The organism is Nocardiopsis sp. N85 (assembly GCF_028882275.1).
GTDB lineage: Bacteria > Actinomycetota > Actinomycetes > Streptosporangiales > Streptosporangiaceae > Nocardiopsis > Nocardiopsis lambiniae.
Window position 1 is genome coordinate 142,122 of sequence record NZ_JARBUT010000009.1, and the last position, 17,537, is coordinate 159,658.

General features: G+C 70.5%; 18 protein-coding genes. 6 read left to right on the forward strand and 12 right to left on the reverse strand.

Going from position 1 to position 17,537, the window contains the following annotated elements:
* Positions 1-119 precede the first annotated feature (119 nt).
* Together PWG71_RS14810 and PWG71_RS14815 are read right to left on the reverse strand one after the other, a co-directional pair.
* Entirely contained in the window at positions 120-827 is a 708-nt protein-coding gene (locus tag PWG71_RS14810) for a ribonuclease HII (protein WP_274810291.1), read from the reverse strand.
* Between the two features lie 10 nt (positions 828-837).
* On the reverse strand, positions 838-2,022 hold the full coding sequence (locus tag PWG71_RS14815; RefSeq protein ID WP_274810292.1) for a hypothetical protein: 1,185 nt from the start codon (positions 2,020-2,022) through the stop codon (positions 838-840).
* A 57-nt stretch (positions 2,023-2,079) separates the two neighbouring features.
* On the opposite strand from PWG71_RS14815, the gene PWG71_RS14820 reads away from it, so the two are divergent.
* The 4 genes from PWG71_RS14820 to PWG71_RS14835 all read left to right on the forward strand — a co-directional run bounded on the left by PWG71_RS14820 (position 2,080) and on the right by PWG71_RS14835 (position 4,575).
* Complete coding sequence (locus PWG71_RS14820; RefSeq protein ID WP_274810293.1) at positions 2,080-2,610, forward strand: CGNR zinc finger domain-containing protein; 531 nt, start codon at positions 2,080-2,082, stop codon at positions 2,608-2,610.
* Positions 2,611-2,748: 138 nt separating this feature from the next.
* On the forward strand, positions 2,749-3,357 hold the full coding sequence (locus tag PWG71_RS14825; protein WP_274810294.1) for a DoxX family protein: 609 nt from the start codon (positions 2,749-2,751) through the stop codon (positions 3,355-3,357).
* Between the two features lie 78 nt (positions 3,358-3,435).
* Complete coding sequence (locus PWG71_RS14830) at positions 3,436-4,092, forward strand: hypothetical protein (protein ID WP_274810295.1); 657 nt, start codon at positions 3,436-3,438, stop codon at positions 4,090-4,092.
* Positions 4,093-4,383: 291 nt separating this feature from the next.
* Entirely contained in the window at positions 4,384-4,575 is a 192-nt protein-coding gene (locus tag PWG71_RS14835; RefSeq protein ID WP_274810296.1) for a hypothetical protein, read from the forward strand.
* Positions 4,576-4,630: 55 nt separating this feature from the next.
* Here PWG71_RS14835 and PWG71_RS14840 read toward each other — a convergent pair whose 3' ends face one another.
* Both PWG71_RS14840 and PWG71_RS14845 read right to left on the reverse strand, forming a co-directional pair.
* The gene (locus PWG71_RS14840; protein WP_274810297.1) at positions 4,631-6,103 is read right to left on the reverse strand and encodes an SPFH domain-containing protein; all 1,473 of its coding nucleotides are present in this window, start codon (positions 6,101-6,103) and stop codon (positions 4,631-4,633) included.
* A complete protein-coding gene (locus tag PWG71_RS14845) occupies positions 6,104-7,864 on the reverse strand; it encodes an SPFH domain-containing protein (protein WP_274810298.1) in 1,761 nt (586 codons plus the stop codon).
* Positions 7,865-8,135: 271 nt separating this feature from the next.
* Between PWG71_RS14845 and PWG71_RS14850 the strand changes: the two genes are divergently transcribed.
* On the forward strand, positions 8,136-8,432 hold the full coding sequence (locus PWG71_RS14850) for a hypothetical protein (protein ID WP_274810299.1): 297 nt from the start codon (positions 8,136-8,138) through the stop codon (positions 8,430-8,432).
* Between the two features lie 168 nt (positions 8,433-8,600).
* On the opposite strand, the gene PWG71_RS14855 is transcribed toward PWG71_RS14850, so the two are convergent.
* The 8 genes from PWG71_RS14855 to nrdR all read right to left on the reverse strand — a co-directional run bounded on the left by PWG71_RS14855 (position 8,601) and on the right by nrdR (position 16,209).
* Positions 8,601-9,029, reverse strand: a complete 429-nt coding sequence (locus PWG71_RS14855; RefSeq protein WP_274810300.1) for a CBS domain-containing protein — start codon at positions 9,027-9,029, stop codon at positions 8,601-8,603.
* A gap of 294 nt (positions 9,030-9,323) precedes the next feature.
* Positions 9,324-9,776: a type II toxin-antitoxin system VapC family toxin gene (locus PWG71_RS14860; RefSeq protein WP_274810301.1), complete on the reverse strand. Its 453-nt coding sequence runs from the start codon at positions 9,774-9,776 to the stop codon at positions 9,324-9,326.
* On the reverse strand, positions 9,758-10,141 hold the full coding sequence (locus PWG71_RS14865; RefSeq protein ID WP_274810302.1) for a hypothetical protein: 384 nt from the start codon (positions 10,139-10,141) through the stop codon (positions 9,758-9,760). Before PWG71_RS14865 ends, PWG71_RS14860 begins: the two co-directional genes overlap by 19 nt.
* 80 nt (positions 10,142-10,221) lie before the next feature.
* Positions 10,222-10,533, reverse strand: a complete 312-nt coding sequence (locus PWG71_RS14870) for a hypothetical protein (RefSeq protein WP_274810303.1) — start codon at positions 10,531-10,533, stop codon at positions 10,222-10,224.
* 63 nt (positions 10,534-10,596) lie between these two features.
* Positions 10,597-10,779 (reverse strand): hypothetical protein, encoded by a 183-nt coding sequence (locus tag PWG71_RS14875; protein WP_274810304.1) that lies wholly within the window; start codon positions 10,777-10,779, stop codon positions 10,597-10,599.
* Positions 10,780-11,054: 275 nt separating this feature from the next.
* Positions 11,055-11,576 (reverse strand): prevent-host-death protein, encoded by a 522-nt coding sequence (locus PWG71_RS14880; protein ID WP_342455976.1) that lies wholly within the window; start codon positions 11,574-11,576, stop codon positions 11,055-11,057.
* A gap of 80 nt (positions 11,577-11,656) precedes the next feature.
* Positions 11,657-15,646 (reverse strand): vitamin B12-dependent ribonucleotide reductase, encoded by a 3,990-nt coding sequence (locus PWG71_RS14885; RefSeq protein ID WP_274810306.1) that lies wholly within the window; start codon positions 15,644-15,646, stop codon positions 11,657-11,659.
* A 74-nt stretch (positions 15,647-15,720) separates the two neighbouring features.
* Positions 15,721-16,209, reverse strand: coding sequence for a transcriptional regulator NrdR (nrdR, locus tag PWG71_RS14890; RefSeq protein ID WP_274810307.1), 489 nt, complete (start codon positions 16,207-16,209; stop codon positions 15,721-15,723).
* Between the two features lie 528 nt (positions 16,210-16,737).
* On the opposite strand from nrdR, the gene lexA reads away from it, so the two are divergent.
* Positions 16,738-17,460: a transcriptional repressor LexA gene (gene lexA / locus PWG71_RS14895; protein WP_274810308.1), complete on the forward strand. Its 723-nt coding sequence runs from the start codon at positions 16,738-16,740 to the stop codon at positions 17,458-17,460.
* Positions 17,461-17,537: the final 77 nt, after the last annotated feature.

The window sequence follows — 17,537 nt, forward strand, 5'->3', positions numbered from 1 at the left end:
CTCCGCCCGGGGGTTACGGGTCGGAGGGGCGTCGAGGGGTCGACGGCCACGCCTTCAGCCTTGCCCCAACCGCCCCCGGTTGTCCAGTACGGGGCGGCGTGTCGTCGCCGGGGGCCGGGTCACAACAGGGGGATCTGTCCCCCGGGACCGGGGCGGGACGTGCGCAGATGGCTCCACCGGGGCAGGCCGTCGAGGTAGGACCAGCTCATCCGGTGCTCGGGGGTGGGACCGTGTTCTTCCAGGTGGGCGCGGTGGACGGGCGAGGGGTACCCGGCGGCCCGCTCGAAGGCGTAGCCGGGGTGTTCCTCGGCGAGTTCGGCCATGTGCGCGTCGCGGCGCACCTTGGCCAGGATCGCGGCGGCGGCGACGCCGATACAGGTCAGGTCCCCCTTGACCTGGGTGCGGACGCGCCAGGGACGGCCGATGAAGTCGTGGGAGCCATCGAGGACGACGGCGTCGGGACGGACGGAGAGCCCCTCCAGGGCGCGGCGGGCCGCACGGCGCAGTGCCTCGGTCATGCCGACCTCGTCGATCTCGACGGCCGCCGACCAGCCGAAGGCGTGATCGGCCACCCAGGGTTCCAGGCGGGCGGCCAGGTCGCGGCGTCGCGCGGGGGTGAGGCGTTTGGAGTCGGTCAGGCCGGAGGGGGGCTCGCCCTCGCCGGGGACGGCGGCGCAGACGAGGAGGGGGCCGGCCCAGGCCCCGCGACCGACCTCGTCCATTCCGGCGACGACGCGCGCGCCGGCGGCGCGGAGTTCGTCCTCCACCTCGTAGGTGGGGGCGGGCGGTGCGGGGGCCTTGGTCACGGTCCTGGATGTCGTCGGCACGTCCCCCAGCCTAAGACCGTACGGCGGCCTCCGGTGCCGGTTCGCGAAGGGAACGGGACAGCCCCACGGCGACGACGAGGGCGACCATGGTGGTGAGGGAGGCGGCCGTGAGGAGCGCGGGCTGCCCGATCACGGCCAGTGCCGTGCTCCCGATGGCGAAGCCGACGTTCTGGGTGGCGAAGGCCCAGGAGAAGTACCCGGCGCGCTGCGCGGGGGGAACGGCGACGTCGATCATGTGCGAGCGCAGGCCCAGGAGCGCGGCCACCGGGAGCCCGCTCAGGAGCAGGGCCGCCGCGGCGAGGGGCAGGGGCGGCCCGGAGGCCAGCAGCAGACAGCCCGCCACGAGCAGGGCCACCGCGCCGAAGGCCCACAGGGCCTCGTGCCGCCCGGGGGTCCGAGCGGCGTCGAGGTACCCGCCGACGACGCTGGCGATGGAAAGCAGGAGGAAGACGATCCAGGCCAGACCGACGTCGAGGCCGTAGGAGGTGATCAGAGCGGTGGCGCCCACCTCGACGGTGGCGAAGTACACGCCGATCGCGGCGCCGAAGACGATCCACGCGACGGCGGCCGTGTTCCACCGGAGCCGGGACCCCCGGCGGTCGATATCGGTCTCCGGGGAGGGCAGTCCGGTGAAGGGGAGCACCGCGACGGCGATCAGGCTGACCAGTGCCATGGCGGCGATGGGGCCGAGTGGGTGCAGGGGCGCGGTCGCGGCGACGACGAGCGGCGCGAGGAAGATGAGCAGGTCCATGAAGGTCACGTCGACCGTGGAGGCGGAGCGGCCGGCGTTCTCGGGCACGGTGTACGGCAGCAGGGAGCGGATCACTCCCCCGGATCCGGCGATGACCGTGCCGGCCAGGGCCGCCCCGAGATACCAGGTCCACACGGGCTGTCCGGTGCCGATGGCGGCCCAGAGCACGAGCCAGAGCAGGCCGTGGGCGGCCATCTGGACGCCCAGGACACGGCGGGCCGGCCGGCCACCGACGATCCGGGCGGCGATGGGGGTGGCCGCGAGGGTGCCGACCACGTGGCAGGTGGTCATGAGGGCGCCGGTGTCGATGCGTCCGGTGAGCATGAGGGAAGTGGTGGTCGTGGCGACGGCGACCATGAGGGCCGGGGCCCGGCACAGGGCGGCGACCAGGGAGTAGGACCAGAAACGGCGGGAGGTGAGGGTCTCCCTGAGGGGTGAGGTCATACGGATCAATGTAACGCATGACTATGACATTTATGCGTTACATGAGATCATGGGGGAATGACCTCGGAACATTCCCCCGAAGACCTGCTCCGGATCACCCTCGCCCTCGTCGCCACCCGCCCCCTGGCGGGCGCCTGGCCGGAGGAACTGCACTCCCTGGAGCAACTCTCGGAGATCCTGCCCGGAGCCGAGGACACCACGGCGACCGACGTCGCCGACGTGCGCGCCCTGCGCGACCGACTGACCCCGCTCGTCTTGTCGCCGGACCCGGACGCGGCCCCCGCGGAGCTGTCCGCGCTGGCCGAGGAGTTCGGCCTCAGGCCGACGGTCGACTCCGTCGGCGGCCCGATCCGTCATGTGAGCCCCGACCCGCGCCCGGTGGCCCGCGCCGCCGAGGTCCTGGTGCCGGGCGTCATGCTCGCCTGGGCGGCCGGCCTGACCTCGCGCGTGCGCGCCTGCGGCGCCGACGACTGCGAGACCCCGTTCCTGGACTCCTCGCACCGCGCGAACCGGCACTACTGCTCCCCCCGGTGCTCCACCCGCATGCGGGTGCGCCGACACCGCGAGCGGCCCCCGGGGGCCGCCTGAGATCCGCTCCGGCCCGCGGGCCGGAGTCGAAGAGGGTCTTTGTGCGACTCGCCGAACATCACAACGAGTCATGGGTCATGACTTTCGGTAGTTTCCGCTTGTCAGGACCGCGCACAGGTGTGACCCGGAGGAATGGACATGCAGCGCTCCACCCCGCACTCCCGGCGCCGGAGGCCACGTCCCCGCCCGCGCGTCCGCCTGCGCCGTCGCGGCCTGTACGACATCGGGGCCGCGCTGACCCGGGTCGGCGTCGGCTGGGTGTTCGCCGATCACGGCCTGGCACTGCGCGGCCGGGAGAGCCCGTTGGCGACGCACCTGACCGAAGCCGGAACGCCCCTGCCCGGTTTCCTCGTCCCCCTCCTGCCCGCGCTCATCGTGGCCGCCTCCCTGTCCTTCGCCGTGGGCCTGCTCACATGGACCGCGGGCCCCCTCCTCGCCCTCTGCGCGCTCCTCGGGGCCCTCGCCCCGGGGTCGCCGAACCTGTCCCCGTTCGACTCCTTGCCGGTGACGGTGCTGGTCACAGCGGTGTGCCTGCTCATGGCCGTCAACGGCGGACGCTGGTCCTGGGACCACCTCGTCCTGGCGCCCGAGGCCCCCGAGCGGCCCGAGCACCTCGGGAGGCGCCGCCGTCACCCGAACGTCACGTCGGGGAAACCTCCCGCCATTTCCACTCGTCGCCCCGAACACGCTCCTCCACTGCTCTATCCTGTGGGTCAGGCCGCGGTACGACGGCCGTATCAACTGTGACGCGGCCCCTTCCGGCTCCTCCTTCACGGCCTTCGGGCCCGCGTCCGTCGCCAGCATGGATTCGGTGGGGGGAACACCATGTCCGTCGTAGGTTCCGGCCCGACCTCTGACGGGTCCGTGGCCAAACTGATCGAGATCGCCGAGAAGCCCACGCTGGGCCGGCGCCTGATCAGCTGGGCCTCACGACCCCCGGGACGGCTCTACATCCCCGCCTGCGCGGCGGTGGCCCTGATCATCCTCTTCGAGGACAGCGTCCCCTCCGGCCACCTTCCCTCCTTCATCGTGGGCCTCGCCGGTGGCCTGCTGCTGGCGGGGATGGGCGCGCTGCGGCTGGGCATCGCCCTGGCCGTCGCCCGGCCGATGATCCGCCACTACTGGCTGCGGTGGATCTCCGCTCCGCTCATCGCCGCCCTGGCCATCGGGATCTCGGCGGCCGACGTTCCGCTGAGCGCCCGGGTGCAGGCCTCCGCCGAGGACCTGCTGGACCTGCGGGAACGGGCCGACGAGTCCACCACGATCCCCCTCAACGGGGAGCGGGCCGGGATGTACGCGCTGCGCAGCATCACCATGGCCGACGAGGTCGTCCACTACGAGGTGCAGGGTGCCGGCCTGTGGGGTCGCGCCGGGTTGGCGCACAGCGCCGACGAGATCCCCGAGGGCGTGTTCGTCCCCGGTCAGGGCGCGCGCATCTACGAGCACGTCACCGACGACTGGTACGTGTGGGTCGAGCACTAAGGCGTGTTCCGCCTCGCGGCCTCCAGGCCGCTCGTGTCACTCGGCGCGAGAGCCGAACCGAACGAAGGCATCCGCCGAACACGCCCCAGGGGCCACGATCCGATCACGGGCCGGGTTCGGAAGGCGCGTCGCCTCCGGCCCGGCCCTCGTCGTTCTCCGGACCCCGCCGTCCCTTTGCCCGCTCATGCGCTTCTCCAACACGGCTCTCACCTTGGCCGTGTAGACCTGGGGTCACCCCCCGGAGGGGATCCCCCTGATCCCCTCCTCGCAGCCTTTCCGAGAAGAGGATTCATGCGCGAGTTCACGCTCACCCTCCACCTGCGGATCCATGACTCGATCACCGCCCTGCGGCGCGCCCACGCCCGCGGTGACGACGACCTGGCCACCTGCCAGGCGGGAGAGGTCGAGGACCTGGTGGAACTCGCCGCCCGCAACGGCATCGACCTCGGCGCGGGCTACGCGGACCTCTACGTCCGGGGCTGACACCGGACGGCGAAGGGCCCCGCGGCCGTCGTGGTCGCGGGGCCCTCACCGGTGATCAGCGGCGGCGGTTCGAACCCCCGCCGTAGCCCTCACCGTTCTCGAACTGCCGGCGCATCGCCGCTTCCTGCTGTTCCTGGTACTCCTCGGCCAACTGCTGCTGACGGGAGGCCGCCGACGCGACCGATCCGCGCACCGACTCCAGGCCCTCGGCCACCTGGGACGCCGACGGGCCCACGGCCGTCCGGCCGCCCGCCGGGCCGTTGCCCAGCACCTGCGGCAACAGCTGGGCGGTGAGCAGCGTCGACAACGCCGAGGTGTCCCCCGAGCCCGCCTCCATCTGCACCACCACCGGGCGCGGGGCCCGCTCGGCCAGCGTCGCGCCCACGTCCAGTCGGCGACGGGCCAGTTCGTACTCCAGCACCGCCCGGTTGTCCCGATAGGCGGTGGCCAGACGCCGCTGGGCCTTGGCCTCGTTCTCGGCGGCGACCAGGTCGGCCCGGCCGCGCGTCTCGATCTCGTAGCGCACCCGCTGCGCCTCGGTCTCCTGCTCCTGGAGCATCTGGGCGACGTCCTTGCGGGCCTTGTTCAGCGATGCGTTGACCTCGATGATCTTCGCGTCGCAGACCTTCTTGGACCGCTCGATGTCCATGAGCAGGGTGTCGATGCGCCGCTTGCGGGTCAGCTCCCACTCCTGCTCGTAGGCCACCAGCTCCTTGGACACCCGCTCCCGGGTGGCCAGGTGCTGCTGGTACTGGTTGGGCAGCTGCACGTCGGGGATGTTGCAGCCGGTGATGACCACGCCGTACTTCTCCAGCTGCTGGTTGAGCAGGCGGCGCATGTCCTCGACGTTGGAACCGCGCAGGTCGTAGGCGGACTCCGTGCGCACCTGACGGCTGCGCTGACGGATCGCGTCCTGGACCGCGCTGGACAGCACCAGGTCGAAGTTGCTCGCGCCGATGGTCAGCACGAACCGCTGCGGGTCGTCGATGCGGAACTTCAGGAAGAACTCGATCGACTTCAGCGGCACGTTCTCCCGGGTGGGACAGGCCACGACCGGGGCCGTGTACGGGATCTCCGTGCTGGTGTCCACCACGTAGTCCACGCGCTTCCACGGGTGCCACAGGTAGTGGCGGCCCGGGGCGATGACGCCCTGCACCTTGCCGTACTTGGTGAGGATGCCCTGGGTGCCGTGCTCGATCTCGATGATGGAACCGCGCCACCACCACAGCACCGCGACGATGATCGCGACGATGCCGACGAACAGGGTGGGCACCGCCAGCACCGTGTTCACCAGACCGGTGGCGGGGCCGCCGACAGCGGCGTTGACGGTCATCATCAACGCCGACGTCAGCGCGAACAGACCGAACCACACCAGGATCATCCACCGCAGGCCGCGGTTGTCCCGGGGGATGACGACGGGCACCACGGCGCCCTGGTCACCGCCGCGCAGCAGGCCGGCGAGGTCGCCCCAGGAGGCGAGGGACTCCTTGATGCTGGAGCCGCTCCTGACATTGGCGAGCTGGTTCATCTAGCGACCTCCCTCGTGCGGGCCGGGTCCCTGGGACCACGGCGGAGACGGCGGCCCCCCGTAGGGTTCACCGGTGGGCGGCGGAGCGTCGAACCGCGACTCCTCCGCCGGCGGCTCCATCGTCTCCCGGGCCTCGGCCAACCGCTCGCCGATGGCCTCGTCGGAGACCGACTGGCGGATCTCCTCCACCGGGTCGCGACCGGGGTCGGCGTCCTCGGTACGGGTCCGCGCCGGTGCGGCGCCGTCCTCGCGCAGCAGGGCGTCGATCTCTTCCTGGCGCTCGGCGATGCGGGCGTTGATCTCGCCCAGCCGGGAGCGGAGGGCGTGCATGTCCTCCTGGGAGAACAGGGCGGTGTCGGCCTGGCCGATGATCTCCTGGGCGATGCGCAGGTAGTCGACGCTGGCCGCGTCGCCCGAACCGATCCGCAGCACCTGCGGCAGGCTGTCGGCGACGTCGGCGAGCTTGTCCAGGAGGCTCTCCCGGAACCGGTAGTTGAGGATCTCCGGGGCCTCGGCCGCGCTGACCGCGCGGATGTCCAAGGCCTGGGCCTGCAACAGGGCGGCGTTGGCGTTGGCTTCGGACTCGGCCTCGACGAACCGCTGACGGGCCAGGGAGCGAGCCCGGTTGGTCTCGCGCTCCAGGGCGGTGTCCATCTGCGCCTGGTACTGGGCGATGTCGGCCTGGATCGCCGACAGCGTCTCGTTGAGGGTGGCGAGTTCCTTGTTCAGGTCACCCTCGTTCTGCTCCTTGCGCAGTTGCAGCTCGTACTCGAACGTGTAGGCGTCCTTGGCGACCCGCACCATCTCCGGGGCCGCCAGGTCCATCCGGTACTCCTGGTTGGAGGGCTCGGCGTGGGTGATGTTGGCGCTGGTCAGCACGACGATGTCGCTGAACTGACGGTTGAGCTGGTTCAACAGGGTCTGGGTGCTCTCGCCGACCAGGTCGTAGATCGCCGAGGCCTCCTGCTCGTAGATGAGGCTGCGGGTGGTCTCGCTGATCGCGTTGTTGAGCTTCTCCTGGAAGCCGTGCACACCGCCCAGCGTGTAGACGAACCCCTCCGGGTTCTTGATCTTGAACTGGACGAACAGATCCACCGAGGCCTGCACACCGCTCTTGGTGGGGGCCGATCGGATGGGCGCGTTGAAGGGGTACTCGCGCACCACGTTGACGATGTAGGAGACGCGCTTCCAGGGGTTGAACAGGGTCACCAGACCGGGCGGGTAGATGCGCTCCATCCGACCGAAGTGGGTGACGATGGCGACGCAGCCCTCCGGAACCATGACCATGCCCTGCCGCCACCACATGAACGCGGTGATGGCGAAGGTGATGATCCAGTAGTGGACCCCGAAGAACGGGTTGATGAGCGGGTTGCCGCCGGCCAGCGACTGCGGGATGAGGACCGCGACCGCGCCGAAGAGGCCCAGTGCGATGAGGGCGACCGCCGGGAGCATCGTGATGAACGTGCGACCGCGCGGGATGACCATGGGACAGACCACGTGCACGGGACCGCCGGGGCCGCGCTCGTAGCTGCTTCGGTTGATGGCCTCGCCGGCGTTGTTGAGGGAGGCGGTCTTCTGCTCGATCCGGGTGCCCACGGAACCGCCCTGGTCACGGGCGGCGACGAAGTCGCTCGGGTCGAGTCCACCCCCTTCGGTGACCTGTTGGGAGGTCTGTTGCAGGACGTCGGTCACGGCCTGCCGCGGATCGCCTCCCTGGGCGACCGCGGCGGCCGCACCGCGCACCGTCTGAGCGAACGACATGTGCGGGTACTCCTAGTCGGGAGATGCGGGAACTATCCGCTTCGACGCCGCGTACGGGCGACCGGTTCCAGGTGGGCGGTGATCCTACGCGGGTCGGCGACATAGTGGACGGTTCCGACCTTGGCATATGTCAGACCCGGAACCCAGGGGGCGAGCCCGGAGCGTGGCCGGACGGTGATCCTCCCGGACCGCACGCGTGCCGGTCGGCAGGGCCGTCGAACCTGGCGATAACGTCGTTTCCGTACGTACCGAACCGACAAGAGGAGTCCCCATGGCCCCCGTGCCGAGCGCCGTCCTGACCACCGCCGGTCTCATCGGCGGTTACGCCGTGGCCCGCACCACCGGGAACCGGCCGCTGGGCGGCGCCGTGCTGGCCGGATTCGGCGCGGCCGCGTTCGAGACCTGGCGGCGCGGTCCCGGCCTGGGCACCGCGATCGCCCTGACCGGCGTGTACGTGGGGGCGTTCGGGCTGGCCCACCCGCTGGCGAAGAAGGTCGGCTCCTGGCCCGCGGTGCTGGGCGTGACCGCGGCCACCGCCGCGCTGGCGGTCGCCGCCGAACGCGACTAGGCACTGTTCAGCGGACCCGCGCTCCGGTGCGTGCTCGGTGCGCCCGGAGGACGGGGACCGTCGGCACCGCGCTCACGTCCTCGTCGCGCGGAGGTTCGCTCCGGGCCTCGCGGCGACCCCGTGGGCGCCCTCGCGCCCCCGAGGACGCGAAAGAGCACGCGAAGAACCTTAGCCGCCCTGGATGTAGGCCTCCAGCTGGGCCCGGTCGTACTCCAGCCCCCGCACCCGGCTCTTGACGATGTCACCGATGCTGACGATGCCCGTCAACCGACCGTCCTCCACGACGGGGACGTGCCGGAACCGGCCGCGGGTCATGGTCTCGCCGATGTCCTCGACGGTGTCGCGCGGCGCGCAGGTGACGACGTCGACGGTCATGATGGAGGAGACCGGTGCGGCCAACAGGTCGGCGCCCTCGCGCTCCAGCCCGCGCACCACGTCGCGTTCGGAGACGATGCCGTGCAGACGGTCGCCGTCGGCCACGACGACGGCGCCGATGTTGTGCCGGGCCAGTCGGGTGAGCATGAGTGCCACGGTGTCGTCCGGGGCGACGCGCACCACTTCCGATCCCTTGGTCCGGAGGATCGCGGCTATCAGCATGGGACCACCTTCCGCCGACGTGTCGCTGTTGAAGGGCTACCCGCCGCCGGCACCGCCCAACCACCACCGGGTCAGAGGCCTCCGATCCGGTGCCTCCGCCTCCTCCCGGCCATACCGGTGCTCTCCCCCGGGGACGCCGGGCCGCTCCGCGAACTCTCCGACGGCGCGGCGGGACGGGTCGGCGGCCCGGCGCGCGCGGGGGCGTTCGCGACGCTCGGCGACGGGGTCGCTCCGGGCCCGGGGAGCCGCCCCGGAGCAGGCCCCGGGCGAGCGCCCCCGGTCCGTGCGAGGCGTTCACACGTGGACCACCACCACCCGTTCGCCCTTGGGGCGGTCGGGCTCCTCGACCAGCCGGCGCATCTCGACCGGCCGGCGCATGTCGTCGGCGTCACTGGTCAACAGGAGGACGGGACGTTCCCGCCCGAGGGCGGTCTCGGCGACGACCGCGTCGATCGCACACCGGTGACCGGACAGACCGGTCCGTCCGAGGAGTTCGCCGGAGGCGCGGGCGATCTCCGGCGACACCGGGACCACGGTGACGCGGGACAGAACACGGTGGACCTCGGTGTCGCGGGGACCGCCCCGCAGGACCTCGGTGAGCGTGAGCGCGCTGACCACGACGCGGGCACCGCGTTCCAGGGCGACCTGGAGATGGGCCCTGGCGCGTTCGTGACCGGCGGCGAGTTTCGACAGCCCTTCGCTGTCGAGGACCAGCGTTCCTCCGCCCTTCAGTCGGCGTCCGGCCACAACGCCTCCGCCTCCGCCAACGCGGCCTCGTCCACGGGGCCGTGCTCCTCTTCCAGCAGCGCGACGAGTTCGGCCAGCAGGTCCGCTTCCAGGCGCCGGGCGACGGCCTCCGTGACATAGCGGCTGAACTCGCCCCGTCCCACGCGGCGCTGAACGGCGGTGGTCAACTCCTCGGGCATCGAGACGCTGATCTTGCGCGCACGGCCGCCCCTGTCTTCGGCGGTACGGCCTTCCGGAAGCACTTCCTCGAAGGCGTCGAGCAACGCGTCGAGGCGCAGGAGCCGGGGGACGTCACCGGGAGCGGCGTGCGAGGACGCCAGCGCTCGACGGAGCCGTGCGATCCGTGCGGTGTCTCCGGATTCCATGGGTTCGACCTTCACACGAATGATGCCACCGGCGGTGGCAACATCATTCCCCGACTTCCCACGGATACACCGTGACGATTTCAGACGGACCAGAGGGCGCTCCTGCGGTGGTGGCCGGGAGGCCACACCACCTCGTCGGCGGCCTCGGGGTTCAGACGGCCGTCGGCGACGACGGCGCGGCGGGACAGGTCGGCGGCCCGGCGCGCACGGCGGCGTTCGCGGCGCTCGGCGACGGCCTCCTCAGGGCCCAGGGAGCCGCTTCGGGCCAGGACCCGGGCGAGTTCGTGCACCCGCACCCGACGGACCATCCGCCCTGGCGAGCGGCCCCGGCGCAGGACGAACATCGGCCGGCCCCGCCGGTGGGCCTCCACGTGGTGGGCGGTGCGTGACACGGGTCTCCTCTCCGGCCCTCGGGACGATGCCGGAGAGGGGACCGGGACGACGGTACGGCGCGCTCATTCGGAGGGGGCGGTACTCCCCGGGTCGCCCGACCGGTCACCCTCCATCCAGTACCGCCGAAGTCTGCCCACCGCCTCCTCCTTGTCCATCCGCGCGATCTCGGTCTCGTCAAGACCGAGGTTGGAGATCAGCAAGTGGACGAGATCAGCGGGCAGAGCCTCCGAAGGGGGCGCGGGCACGCCCCGATCGGGAACGGCTCGGTCCCGAACACATGCCCAGAACGTGGCTTCGTCGACGTCGAGTTGGTCCCGGAGAATGTGCGGCCACATTCTCCCGCCATAGTCGGTTCGATCCACAGGCCAGGACACCCGCGTTCTCAAGATCCGCCCATCCGGCACATCCGGTACATAGGTCAGGTGACGGGTGCCTGTGCCACCGTGGGCGTTTCTGACCAGACGCCACCCTTCCGTCCTACAGAAGCGGTCATGATGCTCACGTGTGGGTTGTGGCCAGGTCACCGTGCCTTGCCCACCAGCCAGTCGCGCAGCTGCTCATCGTCGCTGAGGCTGATCAATTGGACCAGCCCCCAGTTCTCCCGATGGTTGGGCGCGTCCAACAGGTAGTCCTGCCAGTCCTCCGCGTACTCCCGCAGGGCGTCGACCATTTCAGCGAGGGCCTCCTCGAAGGAGGCTCCGTCCGCGGCGACGGGCAGCCCTGGAATGAAGACGGACCATCCTTCGGCCTCAGGTACCACCTGCGCACGCGATGGAGTGACTGTAGCGAGGTAGTGGCGCAGCCTCTCGACGTCCACGACAGCGGTTCTAGCCGATTCACGACGTACTGTGGCGACTCGACCCCTCTCCGCCGCGTCCAGGAGTGCCTTGAGATGGATGCGGGCTTCGGTATAGCTGTCGTAGTGCACAGTCGTCATGGCGGTACCTCCGTCTGGGCGTGCTCTCAGCTTGCCATCAGCAGACAAGTACGCCAAGTACGCGACGTACTTGCTCCGTCGGGAAGCCGCACCGAGGCCCCGCATGGCTCACCGATCTCTGGAGCGGGGCCTACCGTCGTCCGCGCCCCGCTCCAGAGCGGCTTCTCGGAAAACTCTGCCTCGTTTCAACTGCAACCGCTGGTGGAGCCGCAGCCCTCGCAGGCGTAGCAGCTCCCGGCCGGGCGCATCTTGGTGCCGCAGGTGACGCACAGCGGGGCGTCGGCGACGAACCCCTGCGCGCGCTCGACCACCTCGGTGGTGGAGTGCGCCTCACCGGTGGGCGGCGCGACCTTCGGCTCCCGCTCGCCCGTGGGCGCGGACTGGGCGTAGGACTCCACCTGCGCGGCGACCTGCGCCGTGTCCTCCCCCGCCAGCTGTGCCTCCCGCTCGGCCGCCGACAGCACGCCCAGTGCGGTCCGTTCCTCCGGGGACAGGTGGTCCAGCGCCAGCCGACGGAAGATGTAGTCCATCACCGACTGGGCCATGCGGATGTCGGGGTCGTCGGTCATCCCGGCGGGGTCGAACCGCATGTTGGTGAACTTCTCCACGTACGTCTCCAGCGGCACCCCGTACTGGAGGGCGATGGAGATCGCGATGGAGAAGGCGTCCATGACCCCGGCCAGGGTGGACCCCTGCTTGCCGAGCTTCATGAACACCTCGCCCAGCCCGTCGTCGGGGTAGGAGCCGGCGGTGATGTAGCCCTCGGCGCCGCCCACCGAGAACGAGGTGGTCACGCTGGGGCGCTGCTTGGGCAGTCGCCGCCGGACCGGCCGGGGCGTCTCGGCCGCCTTCGGCGCCTCCTGGGAGGTGGACAGCGGCTGGCCGACCTTGCAGTTGTCCCGGTAGACCGCGAGCGCCTTCAGGCCGAGCCGCCAGCCCTCCAGGTAGATGTGCTCGAAGTCCTCGACGGTGGCCGTCTCCGGCACGTTCACCGTCTTGGAGATCGCCCCGGACAGGAACGGCTGCACGGCGGCCATCATGCGCACGTGCCCCATGGGCTCGATGAACCGGCGGCCCATGGCGCAGTCGAACACCTCGTAGTGTTCCTCCCGCAGACCGGGGGCGTCGACCACGTGGCCGTGCTCGGCGACGTACTCGACGATCGCCTCGACCCGCTCGGGCCGGTAGCCGAGGTTGAGCAGGGCCCGCGACACCGACCGGTTGACGATCTGCATGGACCCGCCGCCGACCAGCTTCTTGAACTTGACCAGTGAGAAGTCCGGCTCGATCCCCGTCGTGTCGCAGTCGAGCATGAAGCCGATGGTCCCGGTGGGCGCCAGCAGGCTCGCCTGGGCGTTGCGCCAGCCGTGTCGCCCACCCGTCTCCAGGCACGCGGCCCACGCGCGGGTGGCGGCGGCGTGGATCGGCTCCTCCAGGGTCCCGACGGTGCGCAGGGCGTCGTTGGCGGCGACGTGCTTGCGCATGACCCGCTCGTGGGACTCCGCGTTGCGCCGGTAGCCGTCGTAGGCTCCGACGACGCCCGCGAGTTCGGCGCTGCGCCGATAGGCGACTCCGGTCATCAGCGAGGTGATCGCGGCGGCGATGGCGCGGCCGCCCTCGGAGTCGTAGGCGTGCCCGGTGGTCATGAGCAGGGCGCCGAGGTTGGCGTAGCCGATGCCGAGCTGACGGTAGGCGCGGGTGATCTCGCCGATCTTCTCGGTGGGGAAGTCGGCGAAGGTGATGGAGACGTCCATCGCGGTGATGATCAGCTCGGTGAGCCGGGTGAAGCCGTCGACGTCGAAGGTGCCGTCCTCGCGCAGGAACGCGAGCAGGTTGATCGACGCCAGGTTGCAGGACGAATCGTCCAGGTGCATGTACTCGGAGCAGTTGGCGACGACCGTTCCCGCCACGATGTACGAGTGGTTGCGGGGCTCGGTGAGGTTGTAGGTGGTCTCGTGTCCCTGGGGCTCTCGGGAGACCAGTCGGACCGTCTCGTCGGTGGCGTACTCCCGGCGGAGGTCCGCCGTCCTGCGCGGTTCCTCCCCCTTCTCCTCACGTGAGAAGTCGACCGCTGCGGCGAACTCGCGCAGCGATCGGCCGGTGATGCGCAGTTCATGGAAGGAACCGTCGCCGCCGTAGGTCGCTTCGCCGCCGTCCTCGCGGAGATGGGAGGAGCTCGTCGGCTCGCCACGGGACGTGCGATGGACACGACTCGCCATGCCCAGCGGGGCGAGCAGTTCCTGCACGTCCCGCAGAAGCCGGTCCGAACGGCTGCTCAGGCCGACGTGGCGGGTGCCGTCGGGCGCGTCCACCACGCACCCGGCCGCGTCGAACAGGCCCCGGAGGAACTCCAGTACGGCCTCCTCCGGGGCCTCGAAGAGGGCCGGGGGCACCGACGCGCGCTCGGCGGTGGCGCCGATGCCGAGCGCGCGCACGAACGCGGCCATGCCCGGGTGGGTGACGCGCAGTCGGACCGTGCCGTTCGCCCGGACATCGGGCTCGCTCGGATGCCCGGTGAGCCGCTCGATCAGCGCCAGATGCCGGGGCAGGACGGTCTCCCGCTCCTCGGCGGTGCCGTACACGGTGGTGACCTCGTCGCCGGTGACCGACCCGGCACCGATGAGCCATCCCAGGTGGTGGGCGAGGTCGGGGTCCTCGTCCCACTTGTCGGGCAGGGCGACGGGGCGGGCGTGGGGGCCGAGCGCGCCCTGCCGTGCGGCCTCCAGCGCGGCGGCGGGCAGCCCGAGGTCGGGGTTCGACCGCGGCGCGTAGTGGAAGGAGCGGACCACGCGGTCGTCCTCGTCCAGGTCCTCGGCGCGCACCCAGCCCCGGTTGCCCGTCCAGACACGGTGGCCGGGGGTGCAGCGCAGCCGCGAGCCGTCGGAGAAGCGCAGTTCGAGGATCTCATTGGTACCGGTGACCATGTAGCGGACCGGGACCGTCGCCGTCACTCCCTCCCCGGGCTCCCCCTCGGAGGTGACGTCGTCGGTGTAGACCGCGAACGTCTCTCCGAGCGCGGCCCGGCGTACGAGGTCGCCGATGGCGATCTGCCCTTTGTCCGTCGCGACCCTCTGATCGGCCGGGAAGCACGGGTTGCTCGCGCTGATGCGGCCGGATTCAGGGGTGGTGTGCCAGTCCTGGATGGTGCCGTCGTACTGGATCCCCGGGTCGGCGCACTCCCAGGCGGCCCGCGCCGTGTTCCGGAAGAGGGTCTTGGCGTCGATCTCGTCGATGACCTCTCCGGTGGTCCGGGAGACCAGCCCGAAGTCGTCGCCGGCCTCGACGGCCCGCATGAAGTCGTCGGAGACGCGCACGGAGTTGTTGGCGTTCTGGTACTGGACGCTGACCATGTCGGCTCCGCCCAGGTCGACGTCGAACCCGGCGTCGCGCAGCGCGCGGATCTTGTGCTCCTCCCGCGCCTTGGTCTCGACGAACTCCTCGATGTCGGGGTGATCGACGTCGAGCACGACCATCTTGGCGGCCCGGCGGGTGGCGCCGCCGGACTTGATGGTCCCCGCCGAGGCGTCGGCTCCGCGCATGAACGAGACCGGCCCCGACGCGGTGCCGCCGGAGGAGAGCAGTTCCCTGCTGGAGCGGATGCGGGAGAGGTTGACCCCCGCGCCGGAGCCGCCCTTGAAGATGGTCCCCTCTTCCTTGTACCAGTCCAGGATCGATTCCATCGTGTCCTCGACGGACAGGATGAAACACGCACTGACCTGCGCCTTCGCCGAGGTTCCGACGTTGAACCAGACGGGTGAGTTGAAGCTGAAGAACTGGTGGGAGAGGGCGTACTTGAGTTCGTGATCGAAGATCTCGGCGTCGGCCTCGGTGGCGAAGTACCCGTGTTCGTGTCCGGTGCGGGTGTAGACGCCGACGACGCGGTCGATGAGCTGTTTGAGGCTCCACTCCCGTTCGGGGGTGCCGACCGCGCCCCGGAAGTATTTCCCGGTGACGATCTGGGTGGCGTTCATCGACCAGGTCGAGGGGAACTCCACCCCGCGCTGTTCGAAGTTGACCGAGCCGTCGCGCCAGTTCGTCATGACGACGTCCCGGCGTTCCCATTCCAGGGTGTCGTAGGGATGAACGCCCTCGGTGGTGAAGATCCGTGGGATCTTCAGCCCCTTGCGCTTCCCTTTGCCCTTACGTCCCGTCGATCCGCTGGTGGTTTCCGTCATGGCGGAGTCCCCCGAAGGTGTGGCGCGAAGTGGGTGCGCGGGGGCGGCCCCTCCACCGCCCCCGGAGAGCGGTGTCAGGCCGTGCTGTCGGCCTCTTGCCCCGCCCGGGCCTCGGCCTCGCGGTCGCGGCGCAGGCTGGCGATCTCGGCCTCGAAGTCGGCGAGACTCTCGAAACCGCGGTAGACGCTGGCGAAGTGCAGGTAGGCGACCTCGTCGAGGTCGCGCATCGGGCCGAGGATGGCCAGGCCGATCTCATGGGCCGGGACCTCGGCGACGCCCCGTCCGCGGATCTCCTCCTCGACCTGCTGGCCGAGTTTGGCCAGGGCGTCCTCGGAGACGGGGCGGCCCTGACAGGCGCGGCGGACGCCGGCGATGATCTTGGTGCGGCTGAAGGGCTCGGTGACCCCGGAGCGTTTGGCCACCATCAGGAGGACGGTCTCCTGGGTGGTGAAACGGCGTTCGCAGGCGTGGCAGGAGCGGCGCCGACGGATGGCCGCACCGTCGTCGGTGGACCTGCTGTCGATCACTCGGGTGTCCGGATGGCGACAGAACGGACAATGCATCCCGGTTCACCTGCTCCCCTCGCCGAACTGACAACCCCTGCCTCTACTTAACCACAACTCCTAGGTCGAAGCTTCATAGATCGACACCAGATGTTGTGGTCGAACCTAGCCCGGGGGTCGAGCGTGCCGCAAGCTCCGCAGGTACGCGTGTCACACGGGGAACGCGGCCCAGGATATCGCCGCCGATCGGCCCCCAACGTGCCTCGCCGGTTTTCGGACCGACCTTTGCGCGGAAGAGACGAGCCCCACATCCCCGAGTTCTCGAACCCGGGCGCACATCTTGCGCCATTCCGGGGACGACACGACGTGAACACGTGTACACACGTAAGTGAGGTCGGAAAATCGTCCGGGAAATCCCACGGCAATTATCCACAGGCCTCGAACGCTTGTTTGATATCACCGTGCGCAACGACTAACGTTGGCCTTGATTTCACGCCGGTTTCGCCATCGCGCGGACTGAGGTCCGGTGAAGGCGCGGACCGGTGGTGGCCACAGGCCCTGACCGAACCAATGCCGAGGAGGCCGGCCGTGCCGGAGGAGAATCCCGGAACCCTGGATTCCGGAACCACCACCGTTCTCGCGCCCGTGGGCGAGCCGGGTGCACCCGAAGAGGCGCCCAAGCTGACCGCGCGTCAGCAGAGCGTCCTGAACTGCATCCAGCGGTACCTGCGAGAGCGCGGCTATCCGCCGTCGATAAGGGAGATCGGCGAAGCGGTCGGCCTGTCCAGCCCTTCCAGCGTCGCGCATCAGCTCAAGGTGCTCCAGCGCAAGGGCTACCTGTACCGCGATCAGAACCGGCCGCGCGCCGTGGAGCTGCGTCGGCCCGGCCACCCCGGCATGCGGGTTCCGACCCCCGAGGAGTCCGACTCGGCGAGCTCCGCCCGAGTGCCCCTGATCGGTCGGATCGCCGCGGGAGGGCCGATCCTGGCGGAGGAGTCGGTGGAGGACGTGCTGGCGCTGCCACGCCGGCTGGTCGGCGAGGGCCGGTTGTTCATGCTCACCGTGGTCGGCGACTCGATGACCGACGCCGCCATCACCGACGGCGACATGGTGGTGGTCCGCCAACAGCCCGACGCCGAGAACGGTGACATCGTCGCGGCGTTGTTGGACGAGGAGGCCACGGTCAAGGTGCTGCGCCGCACCGAGGACGGGCACGTGTGGCTGATGCCGCGCAACGACGCCTATGAGCCGATCAACGGGGACGCCGCCACCATCCTGGGCAAGGTCGTCACCGTGATGCGCCGGATCTGACCGCTCGGCCCGCCCCCGCCGCACGGGGGCGGGCGCCACGGAGGTACCCGTGGGATCCCACGGTTCCGCCCCGGGCG